This window comes from Flavobacterium soli DSM 19725 (genome assembly GCF_000422705.1).
Lineage (GTDB): Bacteria > Bacteroidota > Bacteroidia > Flavobacteriales > Flavobacteriaceae > Flavobacterium > Flavobacterium soli.
On record NZ_KE383908.1, the window covers coordinates 53,281 to 66,779 of the forward strand.

The window sequence follows — 13,499 nt, forward strand, 5'->3', positions numbered from 1 at the left end:
AAAGTAATGAGTTTTTAATAATCTTTTAATCTTAAAAAAACTCAGTACCTCAGCAACTTTGCCACTCAGCAACTTATAAAATGAAAAACGATTTCCTAAAATACCAAGCCCAAACTTCTCCCTATCCATTAGGAATGGAAGTAAGTCATGCGATTGGTTCCTATATATACGACACAAATAATAAAAAACACCTTGATTTTGTGGCTGGAGTTTCGGCTTGTACACTTGGACATCAGCACAAAAGAGTCAACGATGCCATCAAAAACCAGCTGGATAAATATTCACATGTAATGGTTTATGGCGAATATGCCCAAAATCCAGCCGTTGAATTCTGTAAACTATTAGTTGAACATTTACCTGAACCTTTAAATAAAGTATATCTTGTGAATTCTGGTACCGAAGCAACAGAAGGTGCCTTAAAACTCGCCCGAAGAGTTACAGGAAGAAGCCAATTGATTTCCTGCAAAAATGCCTATCATGGCAATACGATGGGTTCGATGAGTGTGATGGGATTCGAAGAAAGAAAACAAATTTTCCGTCCGTTGATTCCCGATGTGGATTTTATCACCTTCAATAACGAAGAAGATTTACAAAAAATCACCACCAAGACTGCTGGAATTATCCTAGAAAGCATTCAAGGAGGAGCCGGATTTATTGAACCTCACAATGGTTTCTTACGAAAAGTAAGAGAACGTTGCACAGAAGTGGGTGCCTTGATGATTGTAGATGAAATACAACCAGGATTTGGACGAACTGGAAAACTATTTGGTTTTGAAAACTATGATGCCATTCCCGACGTAATTATAATAGGTAAAGGAATGGGTGGCGGAATGCCGGTTGGCGGGTTTGTAGCTTCCGCAGAAATGATGGATTTATTGAGTCACGACCCAAAACTCGGACATATTACAACCTTTGGCGGTCATCCTGTCATAGCGGCAGCATGTTTGGCAACTTTACAAGAAATAACCGAAACCACACTGATAGCCGATACATTAGAGAAAGAAAAACTCTTCCGTTCGCTTTTGGTACACCCTTTGATAAAAGAAATAAGAGGAAGAGGATTGATGTTGGCCCCAATGACGGAAAGCCCTGACATCACAAATGAAGTAATTTTAAAATGCCAGGAAAAAGGATTGATTTTGTTCTGGCTACTTTTTGAAGGTTGTGCCATCAGGATTACCCCACCATTGACCATCTCTGAACAAGAAATTAAAGAAGGTTGTACCATTATTTTAGAAGCAATGGACGAAGTTTTAAACAAACTTTAAGACTAAAAACATTTTAAATTTCTTACCTTAATAGAACAATTTTTGAGTCATTAAATTGTTAATTAAATTGTTCACAACAAATACACCTCTTCCCTAAACGGAACCCTAACGTTACCTAAATTTATTTTAGGATAATTTTAAAGAATTAAGCTATGCAATTAAGCAACGAAGAAGAAGACTACAACTTATCCTTATCAAAATTTGAGTCGATGTTGAAAACCAACAAAGTGCTCTTTTTTGACTCCGAGGAATTTGAGGAAATAATTCTTCATTACCTCGATATGGGTAAGGCGACTTTAGCGAAAAAAGCTTTGAAACTGGCACTTGAGCAACATCCCAAATCAACGGGTCTAAAACTCGTTCAGGTAGAAATGTTGGTCTATGATGACAAGCTTGAAATAGCCGAGAAATTATTGAATGAACTCTACGCCATCGAACCAAATAACGAAGAAATCTATATTCAAAAAGCCAATATCTATTCCAAAAGGGATAATCACGAAAAGGCTGTTGAATTGCTAAAAGTTGCCCTTAAATATACAGATGACTATGCCGATGTTTATAATTTGATTGGTATGGAATATCTATTTATGGACAATCTTGAACTTGCAAAGGAGAATTTCATCAAGTGTATGGATGAAGATCCGGAAGATCAAGGAGCATTATATAATGTTATCTATTGCTTTGAATTTTTAGACGAAAATGAACAAGCAATAGCCTATTTGGAAAAATATATTGATAAGAATCCTTACAGTGAAATCGCTTGGCATCAGTCAGGCAGATTGAATTATGGATTGAAAAAATACGAAGAAGCGTTAAAGGCTTTTGACTATGCAACCTTGATTGATGATGAATTTCTAGGTGCTTTTATGGAAAAGGCAAAATCCTTGGAACGATTGAAGCGTTATGAGGATGCGATTGAAGCTTATGAAAGAACGATTGAATTAGACGATCCAACTTCTTATGCCTTATTGCGAATCGGGAAATGTTATGAAAAGCTAGGCAACAAAGCTTTAGCCATCAAATATTTCAACAAAACAGTTCACGAAGATCCATTGTTGGATAAAGGCTGGATCGCAATTACCGATTTTTATGTACGTCAGAAAAACTACCAGAAAGCATTGTTCTTTGTAAACAAGGCGTTGAACATCGACAATCAGAACCGTATGTATTGGAAGCGTTATGCCACCATTAATAAGGAAATGAATTTCTTTGAAGAAGCCGAATTTGGATACAGAAAAGCGGTTGAATTTGGCGATACAGCTTTGGATACTTGGTTGTTCTGGGTAGATATTCTTCAGTTTTTAGGAGAATTTGACAGTGCGATTCAAACGTTATTGCAATCAACGGAATTTTTTCCAGAATCATATGAAATCGAATACCGTTTGGCTGGATTATATTTTATGTTGCACGAAGATAAAAAAGGAAAATTCCACATCAGCAATGGTTTGAGATTGAACTTTAAAAACCATACCATTTTAGAGGAATTATTTCCAGTAGTTTGGACTCGGAAAATGGTTCAGAATGCCATTAATAAGTATAAAACACCCTAATCTTGGCTTCAAAAAAAAAATATGGTTTAGTGGGTAAAAATATAAGCTACTCGTTTTCGAAAGCCTATTTCGCTGAAAAATTTGAACGCGAAAACTACAAAAACCATACGTATGAAAACTTTGATATCCAGGAGATTTTTGGATTTCCTGGTATATTAAAAAATAATCCAGATTTAAAAGGACTCAACGTGACCATTCCCTATAAGGAAGTGGTCATTCCTTTTTTGGATAAGATGTCGAAAAATGCATTGAAAATTGGAGCTGTTAATACCATAAAGTTTACGTCGAGCGGAAAGACAAAAGGCTACAACACGGATTTTTATGGTTTCAAAAAGTCTTTAAAGCCTTTATTAAAATCGCATCATCAAAAAGCTTTGATTCTTGGAACAGGTGGAGCCTCGAAAGCAGTTGCTTTTGCATTGCGATTGCTTGAAATTGATTATGTTTTAGTTTCCAGAGCGCCATCTGAACATACCATTACATATGATGAGATTGATGCTTCTACTTTTGAAGAATACCAAATCATTATCAATTGTACTCCTTTAGGAACAAGTCCAAATGTGGAGGTTTGTCCTGAAATTCCGTATGCGTATTTCACTGAAAAGCATATTGCCTACGACTTGATTTATAATCCCGAAGAAACACTTTTTCTTAAGAAAGCTAATGAAAAGGGAGCTACTATCAAAAATGGTTATGAAATGCTGGTTTTTCAGGCGGAGAAAGCTTGGAAGATTTGGAATAAATAAACCTTTATGAGAAAAACTACTTTGATTATTTTCTTTTTAGCCGCTATTTCTTGTCAGCGAAAGGAATCTATTACAACTTCAAATGTTAAGCAAACAATTGAAACTGCAGATTGTGAATCCGATTTTGATGCTTTTTTTAAAGAATTTGCTAAGGACTCGGTTTTTCAGAAAAGCCATATAAAGTTTCCTTTGAGTTCTGCTTATTATGGTGGTGAATCTTACGAGGAGTTAATACTTGACACAATTAAAACAAAAGAGGATTTCAGGTATATCGATTTTACTGAAGATGCAACTGCTATGCAAAGTGAAACGGGAAAATATACCCATGAAAAAATCAAATCTAAAAACGGTTTAGTTTATAAACTTTTGGGTTATGACAATGGTATTATGGTTTCATACAAATTCGAAATCATAAATAGTTGTTGGACACTGGTTGAGATTCTAGACGAATCTACTTAATTCGAGTTTTTAAAACTACAAATAATTCTACACCTACTTTACAAAATTATACCTACAAGGTTTTGAAAACCTTGCAGGAGGACAAACTGGGAAAAGATTCCAAAGTTCTTATAGTTTCCTCCTAGCCCCGACAACTTTTTGTTTTTCCTTTAAAAACAAAAAGCTTTGGAAAGATGGCGGGAACAAGCCCCGAAGCGTCGGGACTAATATGCCCAAAAGATTCGCTCCTGATCTTTGTAATAAAAAATCTTAACATAATTTTTGGTATAAATCGGGCTTTTGCTTTGAATTTTGATCCGCCTTTAGTACCTTACACCCCTCAAAATTTATGAACCTTATACATTTTATAAGATGTTAGAAGAAAAGAATGATAACCTGCAAGATGCAGATGGAAAGTTAGAAACAGTTTCGCAAGAGGTGGAACAAACAGAAAATGAAGCAATTGAAACTTCTAATGAAGCTGTGGAGACAGAACAAGAAATTGTTTCTGAAGAAACAGCACCTGAAGTTGAAGCCTTGAATGAAGTAGTCCTTTCGGATGAACAAGTAGCTGACGATTCTATTGTAGTTGAAAAAACGGTAGCTTCTGGAAATGAGGCCGTTGATGCTATTGCCAATTCGAATGCTGAGGAAAGTGAAGATGAAACTTTGGCTGGAAGACACGAGATTCCGATGTTAGAATACGAGACGCTTTCGATGGAAGCGCTTGTTGAAGAGTTGGAGAAATTGGTTGTGGTTGAAAAAGTAATGTCGGTTAAAGACCATATTGAGGAAATCAAGAAAGAATTTTTATCAAAATACAATCATTTTATTGAGGAAAAGAAAGAGGAATTTGAAGCTGAGAGGACAGATGTTCTAGAGGAATTTCACTATCATTTACCTCTGAAATCTAAATTTGAAGTATTATACAATCAGTTTAGAGATAAAAGAAATATACATTTCAAGAAATTGCAAAACGATTTGCAAGGCAATTTGGAAACGCGTTTGGCGATTGTAGAGGAGTTGAAAAACTTGATCAATCCTCAAGAGAATATAAAAGATACGTTGAAGCACTTTAATGAATTGAGAGACCGTTGGAAAAATGCGGGTCCGATTCCTAAAGACAAATACAACCACGTTTGGAACAATTATCATTTCCATGTGGAGAATTTCTATGATTACTTGCACTTAGATAGAGAAGCTCGTGATATTGATTTCAAGCACAACTTGGAATTGAAAACCAAAATCATCGCCCGTGTTGAGGAATTGGTGAATGAAGCAGACGTAAATAAAGCATTTAGAGAATTGCAGGATTTGCATAAAATATGGAAAGAAGATATCGGACCGGTTTCGAGAGAACACCGCGAAGAAATTTGGAATCAATTTTCGGCATTGACCAAGCAAATGCATGACAAACGCGAAGTGTTATTTGAAGCTCAAAGAGGAAAAGAAACTGAGAACTTGGCGAAGAAAAAAGAAATCATTGCTCAAATCCAAACTTTGGCTCAAGAGAAAGTGAATTCTCATGCCTTATGGCAAGGTCAGGTGGAAAAAGTTGAGGCTTTGAGAAGCGAATTCTTTAATGCTGGGAAAGTTCCTGCTGACGTAAACGAGGAAACTTGGAGTGCTTTCAAGGATGCGGTTCGTGATTTTAATGTGTTGAAAAACTCATTTTATAAGGATATCAAGAAAGATCAACAGGACAACTTGAACAAGAAAAATGCTTTATTGGCAAAAGCAATTGCTTTACAAGAAAGTGAAGATTTTGGAGCCACAACACCTATAATGAAGCAAATTCAGGAAGAGTGGAAAACAATAGGCCACGTTCCAAGAAAATATTCAGATAAAATCTGGAAAGAATTCAAAGACGCTTGCAACCATTATTTTGAGAAATTAAAAGCTCAAAAGAATGAAGTGAACGAAGAAGAAGTGGAAGCTTTTGACAAGAAAAAAGAATATCTTGAAAATTTAAGAACTTTTGAATTGACTGGCGACCATAAAACTGATCTTGATGCTATTAAAGCACATATCGAAACTTGGAAAGGTCTTGGAAAAGTGCCACAAACAAGAAGACATATTGAAGGGAAATTCAACAAGGTATTGGATGTTTTGTTTGAGAAATTAAGCTTGAGCAAGAAAGATACTGATATGATGCGTTTCTCAAACAGAATGGAACAATTATCAGGTTCTGATGATTCAAGAAAACTAGAGAACGAGAAAATCTTCATTATGAGAAAAATTGATGAAGTGCAACAAGAGATTTTTCAATTGGAAAACAACATTCAATTCTTTACTAATACCAAGAATGCCAAAAAAGAAAATTCTATTGTTTTAGAGGTTCGCAAGAACATTGCAAAACACAAGGAGAGTCTTGATGTTTGGAAAGAGAAGTTAAAGCAACTCAGAGAGATAAAAGAATAATTTAATCTTTTTTAAATAATAAAGCCTGCAAGATTCATTTTGCAGGCTTTTTTTATTCAAATTAATTAGGACTATTATTATCAACTTTTCAAAATAAATCCCAAAAAACAGTTGTTGTAAAATTTTAGTCACAAAATAACAAAGCTTACTTAAAAAAGGGCTTTATATTTTTCTATAATCAACGTTTTTTTAGCTCCATAAGACATCTTTGTTTCAAATAAAATGAGAAGAAGCTATTTTGTGATTATGGCAAAAAAGTAAAAATCCCTCTTAAAACGATGTTAAATATTTTATATATTGCAAACATATTTAACAAAAACTAAATTATCTTATGAAGAAAATTACCATTTTGAGTGCTTTCCTGCTATTATTGGCATGGGGAAGTCATGCACAGTGTATTCGGACGGCTTTGTATCCTAGCAATACAGTTGTCTCGAATAATTTAGGTTTACCACAAACTATTACTACAGGAGCTTATACAAGCGAGTATTCGCAAGTATCAGGCTTAATTGAAGGAAATGATTATGTGTTTACCTGTGCTTTAGGTACTACAAACAAGTACCTTACAATAACCGATTTCTCCAACAACGTAATTGCTTTTGGAGATTCTCCATTAACGGTTGAAGCAATCACTTCAACCCAAGTAAGAATGCATTATTCTGATAATGCTGAATGTGCTTCGACATCTTCTAGCCACCTTACAACAGTGATGGCAATTTTAGATTGTTCACCACCATTAGATTTAACGGCCTCTGATATCACTACAACAAGTGCTGTCCTTTCATGGGAACCTATGGGAGAAGAAACAGCTTGGCAAGTTTATGTTGTTCCAACTGGATCTCCAGCACCAACAGCAGATACTGCTGGTGAAGATGTAGCTGATAACCCTTCTTATACTGACTCTACATTAGAACCTGCATCAACTTACCAATTTTATGTAAGAGCTATGTGTGGTGATGAATCAAGTCCATGGAATGGTCCATTTACTTTTGTTAGTGCTTGTGAGCAAATTGACGAGTTTTCTGAAAACTTTGATACTTATGCTTATGCAGCAATACCAACTTGTTGGGCTCAAGTTAGAAACGGTGATGGAGCATCTACTTCATCTTATGCTCGTGTAGCAGATTGGAACTTTAACAGTCCATCTCGTTCTGGCCAAATTTACAATGCAAATACAGGTACTGAGGCAAATATAATCATGGTTGCCCCAGAAGTTTCTAACCTTGCTGCTGGGACACACCGTTTGAAATTCTTTGCAAAAACAGGAGGTGGAGTAATCAATGTTCAATTTGGAACAGTTGATAACACTACAGAAGAAGCTGTGTTTACAGAATTAGACAATATTGATATTACTGGTACTTATACAGAATATGCTGTTGACTATACTGTATATGAAGGAACTGATAATTTTATTGCAATCCGTCACAATGGAGCACAATATACTTCTGTTTTCTTTGATGATGTTCGTTGGGAAGTAGCACCTTTATGTGCTGACGTTTCTGATATCGCTTTTGGAAGCATTACAGATTCTGAAGCTTTGGTAACTTGGGAACCAAACGGTGCTGAAACACAATGGGATGTAGTATATGGTGAAACTGCCGATACTGATCCAGATGCTTTAACACCAATTTCTCCTGCTCCAACAGGAACTCCAGAAGCTACGTTAAGTGGATTAGCAGACAACACAACTTATAAAGTATGGGTTCGTTCTGTATGTGGTGAAGACTTAGGAGTTTGGGTAGGACCAAAAACTTTCAAAACTAGCTGTGTACCAACTGATTCTCTTGAAGAGAACTTCGACACGTATGCTTATGGAACTATGGTAGATTGCTGGACTGCTGTAAAAAGTGGTACTGGTGTTTCTCAATATGCTTATGCTCAAGTTACTGATTGGAATTTCTATTCTCCATCTCGTACAATGCAACTTTACAATTCTGACTCTCAAGCTACAGCAAACGTAATGGTAGTTTCTCCAGCTTTAACTAACATTGGCGCTGGAACACAACGTGTAAAATTCTTTGCTAAAAGTGGTGGTTCTACAGGAAGCCTTCAAGTAGGTACAATCGATAATGCTACAACTGATGGAACGTTTACAGAAGTATTGACAATTCCTTTAACTTCTACTCATACTGAATTTGCAGTTGAATTTACAGATACTGGAAATACAGATATGCACATCGCTTTCCGTTATAACACTCCTGGAATGTACAATTCTATATTTATTGATAACGTACTTTGGGAAGTAATCCCTTCTTGTGGTGATGTAACTGAAATCACTGTTGTAGAATCAGATGTTGAAACAGCTTCTTTAACTTGGACTCCAGGTGGAGATGAAACACAATGGGATGTTGTATTTGGTGAAACTGCTGATACAGATCCAGACGCTTTAACGCCAATCTCTCCTGCTCCAACAGGAACTCCAGAAGCAACAATCACAGGTTTAGCAGATAATACAAACTATAAAGTTTGGGTTCGTTCTGTATGTGGTGATGAAAATGGAGCTTGGATCGGACCAATCACTTTCAAGACACCTTGTTTGCCAACTGATACTATCGATGAAAACTTTGACGCAATTGCTTATGCTGGTATGCCAGATTGTTGGGCAGCTATCAAAGGTGGAACAGGAGTTTCTCAATATGCTTATGTCCAAGTATTGGATTACAACTTTAATACTCCATCTCGCTCAATGGGATTGTATAATTCTGATTCAGCAGCTGGGGCAAACATCATGTTAGCTTCTCCAAACCTTGAGAATTTATCTTTAGGAACTTACCGTGTGAAATTCTTCGCAAGAAGCAGTGGTTCTACTGGTAGTGTTCAAGTAGGTACTGTTGATAACACAACATCTGATGCTGTTTTCACAGAAATGGAAACGGTAGCTATTACTTCTACTTATACAGAATATGCAGTAAACTTCACACCAAGTGAAGATAACTTTATCGCATTCAGATTCAATACACCTGGAACATACAACACTGTTTTCCTTGACGATATCCGTTGGGAAATTGCTCCTCTATGTGCTGATGTTGCAAATGTTGACATTTCAGAAATTACTACTGAAACGGCTTACGTTACTTGGGAAGCTCAAGGAAGTGAAACAAACTGGCAAGTGGTTTATGGAAGTATCGATGATACAGATCCTACTGGACTTACTCCAAGCCCGTTGTTGACATCACTTGATTACACAATTGATGATTTGACTGAAAATACAGGATATAATGTATGGGTTCGTTCAGCTTGTGGTGAGCCAAACGGAAACGGTATGTGGATGGGACCATTTGCATTCTACACACAATGTCTTGCTACAACTGTTCCTTACACACAAGATTTTGAATCTTCTACTACTCCTGCTATGCCAAACTGTTCGGTTACTGAAAATGCTGGTACAGGTAACAACTGGACTACAGCTTCTCAAACACTTTATGGTTTTAACAGCAAAGTATTGCAATATCTTTATACTTGTTCTTCTGCTGCAAATGCTTGGTACTATACACAAGGAATTGCATTAACTGCAGGACAGGAATATAGCTTGTCTTTCCTTTACGGAAGTAACAGTACTAATTATGTAGAAAAACTAAAAGTAATGTATGGTACAAGTCCTACTTCTGCAGATATGACAGAAGAAATTGTTGACCATGATGCAATCTCTTTCAATGTTGCTGAAACAAGTGAAAACTTGTTTACTGCTCCAGAAACGGCTGTTTACTACTTTGGTTTCAACATCTATTCTGCATCTTGTCAATATAATCTTTATATCGATGATATTGCTATCGAAGCTTCATTGTCTAATCAAGATTTTGACAACGCTGATTTCACCTTCTATCCAAACCCTGTAAAAGATGTATTGAACTTGTCTTATGATCAAGCGATGACAAACGTTGCAGTATTCAATATTTTGGGTCAGAAAGTAATTGAAAGCGCTATCAATGCAAATGCTACTCAGGTAGATATGTCTAATTTGGCTGCTGGAAGCTACCTTGTAAAAGTGACTTCTGACAACCAAACTAAAACAATCAAAGTGATCAAACAATAAATAGTTTTTTTGTTTTTCTTGAAAACCTCCGAAAGTAATTTCGGAGGTTTTTTTATGGGATCAATTGAAATGGAAGGATTACTTGTGAATATTGATATTTATTTATCACTACTTTTTCTTCTGCACTTGAGTAGGGTAAATCTTTTGCAAGCTGTTCTAATAGTGTTAATGCAGTGCAGCTTTTATTCATTTTAAAACACAAAACGATACGATTTTTTTTAGGTTGAATCGTACTGTTTGTTTACCAATCAAAATGCTATAAAAAATGCTATGATAGTTTGGATCCCCGAAACTTCGGGGGTCTTTTCTTTATGGCAATTGGTTATGCAAATTTTTCTACTAAACAGGTTTGCCATTTGCGAGAACCAACCATTGGGCTACTTTCCGTATATTTTTTTAAAAGCATTCATGACAGCCTGGTGTAATATTGTAGCATGATTTTCATCTGGCAGATAATCAAAATAGACTTTTAACTGTTTGCTCTTTGAAGCTTTTAATTTTTCTACCAATAGATTTGCATCTACTTCCATCACCCTTGGCACTTCGGTTGGGGTGAGGCCTTCCTTCCCTACTGCTATATAAACGGTAGTGTTTTGCAAAAAACTTTCCTTGAAGATCACCGAATCCTTGTCTAACAGCGAGCCATTGTTCCACCATAGACTCGGACTGATGATGCAATAGGTGTCAAAAAGGGTGGGTTTTGTCAAGAGTATATCCGTGATGAGCAAGCCTCCCAGCGATTGTCCGATTATGGTTTTGGAAGTTGTTGTCCTGTAGTTCTGGTTGATGTAGGGTTGCAATTCCTTTTCGATAAACGAGATAAAATTTTCCGACCTTCCGCTGGTGGGGAATTTTTTCTGATCGGAGGTTATCGTGGTGGGAAAGGTAAAATCCCTTCTCCTATCGACCGTTGCAATGCCTACCACAATTGATTTTGGCACTTGGTTGACCCATTCAAAGCTGTTGAACTGTACCAGGCCTGCAATATGGATAAAATCCTCATCTGCTGAACCATCTAGCAGGTATATCACCGGATATCGTGTTGTTGCATCTGCATCATAGCCTTCGGGAAGGTAGATATTGAGTGTCCGGCTTTCGCCTAATATTTTTGAGGGCAATTCATCTATTACTCCCAAAACGAAAGGCTTGCTGGTTGCTGGAATTGGTGTCTTGGTTTGTGCCATTGCTGTAAAAAACTGCAGAAAGCATACACCCAATAGGATACTTTTTTTCATGAGGACCGTTATTTTTTTGGCAACAGCCAAGTTACTTCTTTTCTTTTATATGTGCTAACCTGCTTTAGGGACGAATTTGACCCTACCCCTATTTCTTGTCCCAGTTCAATGTGAGTGATGTGATTTTGTAAGATCTTTGTAAAACAAAATACGGATATTCCGAACACATTAACCAACACATACCAGACTTATGGAAACAATTCGACTAGAAGTAAACGAAAAAAACCACGGTGCTTTCAACCTTTATGAAGATGGGAAGAAGCTGGGTGAAATGACCATCAGCTTGAAGGAAGATCTCTTGACGGTTTATCATACCGGAGTGGAGAAAGAAGCTGAAGGAAGAGGCTATGCCAAGAAATTATTGGAGGAAATGACGGCTTATGCCCGAAACCACAAACTGATGGTCCTGCCCTTGTGTCCTTATGTGCATGCACAGTTTAAAAAGAAGCCTGACCAGTATCAGGATATCTGGAAAAAATAAACGGAAAGGCAGCTCTTAGTTGCCTTTCTTGCGTTTTTGCTTTCTCCATTCCCAGGGAGCTATTGGTGCGGAATCTTTCCAGAGTCCGTGTTGTCTTTTTCGGGCTTTTATTTCGAGTTTTGCATATTCCTTGTCAGTAGAATACTTCTTATAATGCCAGGCAAAACCGTTTGCTACCAACTCCTTGTTTACACATTCCTTGCCTACATAGATTTCGGCAATGAGTCGCTTGTAGCGATCGGTGGTGCCGTCACTTACCACAGTTACAGTCTTCCCGAAACATAGATCGCTGGCAAATTGCTTGGCACTTTGGCTGTAGGCCTGCTTCTTTTCGGGGCAGTCTACATGGGCGAGCCTTATGGTGGTTTGCTTGTTGTTTGCCAAAACAATATAGGTGTCGCCATCCTTGACAGCCGTTACTTTTGCTATGAAGGTGACGGGTGTTTTCTTGATGAGGGCGGCATCTGGACCACAAAGGGCAAGAAAGAGAAAGGCGAATAGATATTTCATATAAAAAGTATTTTGGATTGGAATCCTACTGCCGTAAAAATAGTGCTTTTAATCCAAAACTGCTTGGGGAATTGCACAGAACCCACTTCTATCTTGAACTTATTATTTATGATTTGGCTTTTCCAAAATAATGTGCTGAGAAACATATCTTATAAGAAATGAGTTAAAAACCATAAATATGCTGGATGGACAATTGCTACTTTTACTTCAGATAAAATGCCTAATGAACCGCTAGTACTTTTTAAACAAAGACGACGGGTAGTCAGGTTGCCGAGGAGGCTGTAGCAGGTTCCTGCACTTTCCACCCGTTCGTGCAGGGAGAAAACCAACGTCGGCGCTTTTTTGCGGAAACTGATCAGCAACACGGCAACAAAAGTTATAGCGGTTCAGCTGGGTGTTATCTATAGGATGCAAGAAATAAACCTAAAAAAGCAAGGTTATGGAATGGATGGAAATCATTGGAATGATTGCCCTTGTGGTGGTTGTGGTGAAATTTTGGAACACCGGAAGAGGTCTGTTGGAACGTTAATCATTTAGAAGAATTTATTCCTCTTGATGATGGCTTGAAGCCTTGTTATGGTTCTTGATTGCGGTTTTTTATTTTACCACATAGAGACATAGAAATAAAAGAAGGGATAAGACCAATTATTGGTTACACATAGATTGTAATGGATGTGACAACGGGATAATTCCTATAAAATATTGGCAGTTAGAGCTCCTCATCTTACGGGAGTGTAGGCTGCTACAAACCCTTTGTATCGGAACAGTTGCAAAGGGTTTTCTTTTTTGGCACTATTACTAGGCCAGAAACTTGTGT

The 13,499-nt window shown here is 37.1% G+C and carries 9 protein-coding genes; 7 read left to right on the plus strand and 2 right to left on the minus strand.

Features of this window, described 5'->3' with window-relative positions; all coding sequences use genetic code 11:
* The first annotated feature begins 80 nt into the window (after positions 1-80).
* The 6 genes from G508_RS0117670 (at position 81) to G508_RS0117700 (ending at position 10,456) form a co-directional block, all read left to right on the plus strand.
* The gene (locus tag G508_RS0117670) at positions 81-1,268 is read left to right on the plus strand and encodes an aspartate aminotransferase family protein (protein WP_026706553.1); all 1,188 of its coding nucleotides are present in this window, start codon (positions 81-83) and stop codon (positions 1,266-1,268) included.
* Positions 1,269-1,420: 152 nt separating this feature from the next.
* Positions 1,421-2,818, plus strand: coding sequence for a tetratricopeptide repeat protein (locus tag G508_RS0117675; protein WP_026706554.1), 1,398 nt, complete (start codon positions 1,421-1,423; stop codon positions 2,816-2,818).
* 2 nt (positions 2,819-2,820) lie between these two features.
* Complete coding sequence (locus G508_RS0117680) at positions 2,821-3,564, plus strand: shikimate dehydrogenase family protein (protein ID WP_245569891.1); 744 nt, start codon at positions 2,821-2,823, stop codon at positions 3,562-3,564.
* A 6-nt stretch (positions 3,565-3,570) separates the two neighbouring features.
* Entirely contained in the window at positions 3,571-4,023 is a 453-nt protein-coding gene (locus G508_RS0117685) for a DUF4348 domain-containing protein (RefSeq protein WP_026706556.1), read from the plus strand.
* 351 nt (positions 4,024-4,374) lie between these two features.
* Complete coding sequence (locus tag G508_RS0117695) at positions 4,375-6,423, plus strand: DUF349 domain-containing protein (RefSeq protein WP_026706557.1); 2,049 nt, start codon at positions 4,375-4,377, stop codon at positions 6,421-6,423.
* 331 nt (positions 6,424-6,754) lie between these two features.
* Positions 6,755-10,456, plus strand: a complete 3,702-nt coding sequence (locus tag G508_RS0117700; protein WP_026706558.1) for a fibronectin type III domain-containing protein — start codon at positions 6,755-6,757, stop codon at positions 10,454-10,456.
* A 377-nt stretch (positions 10,457-10,833) separates the two neighbouring features.
* Here the strand turns inward: G508_RS0117700 and G508_RS0117705 are convergent, their stop codons facing one another.
* Entirely contained in the window at positions 10,834-11,691 is an 858-nt protein-coding gene (locus G508_RS0117705; protein ID WP_026706559.1) for an alpha/beta hydrolase, read from the minus strand.
* Between the two features lie 190 nt (positions 11,692-11,881).
* Between G508_RS0117705 and G508_RS0117710 the strand changes: the two genes are divergently transcribed.
* The gene (locus G508_RS0117710) at positions 11,882-12,172 is read left to right on the plus strand and encodes a GNAT family N-acetyltransferase (RefSeq protein ID WP_026706560.1); all 291 of its coding nucleotides are present in this window, start codon (positions 11,882-11,884) and stop codon (positions 12,170-12,172) included.
* Between the two features lie 15 nt (positions 12,173-12,187).
* Here G508_RS0117710 and G508_RS0117715 read toward each other — a convergent pair whose 3' ends face one another.
* Positions 12,188-12,682: a thermonuclease family protein gene (locus tag G508_RS0117715; protein ID WP_051197743.1), complete on the minus strand. Its 495-nt coding sequence runs from the start codon at positions 12,680-12,682 to the stop codon at positions 12,188-12,190.
* Between the last annotated feature and the right edge of the window lie 817 nt (positions 12,683-13,499).

Bases quoted from the DNA above. Each gene is read 5' to 3' on its own strand.
- G508_RS0117670 (WP_026706553.1), top strand. From the start codon at position 81: ATGAAAAACGATTTCCTAAAATACCAAGCCCAAACTTCTCCCTATCCA.
- G508_RS0117675 (WP_026706554.1), top strand. From the start codon at position 1,421: ATGCAATTAAGCAACGAAGAAGAAGACTACAACTTATCCTTATCAAAA.
- G508_RS0117685 (WP_026706556.1), top strand. From the start codon at position 3,571: ATGAGAAAAACTACTTTGATTATTTTCTTTTTAGCCGCTATTTCTTGT.
- G508_RS0117695 (WP_026706557.1), top strand. From the start codon at position 4,375: ATGTTAGAAGAAAAGAATGATAACCTGCAAGATGCAGATGGAAAGTTA.
- G508_RS0117700 (WP_026706558.1), top strand. From the start codon at position 6,755: ATGAAGAAAATTACCATTTTGAGTGCTTTCCTGCTATTATTGGCATGG.
- G508_RS0117705 (WP_026706559.1), bottom strand. From the start codon at position 11,691: ATGAAAAAAAGTATCCTATTGGGTGTATGCTTTCTGCAGTTTTTTACA.
- G508_RS0117710 (WP_026706560.1), top strand. From the start codon at position 11,882: ATGGAAACAATTCGACTAGAAGTAAACGAAAAAAACCACGGTGCTTTC.
- G508_RS0117715 (WP_051197743.1), bottom strand. From the start codon at position 12,682: ATGAAATATCTATTCGCCTTTCTCTTTCTTGCCCTTTGTGGTCCAGAT.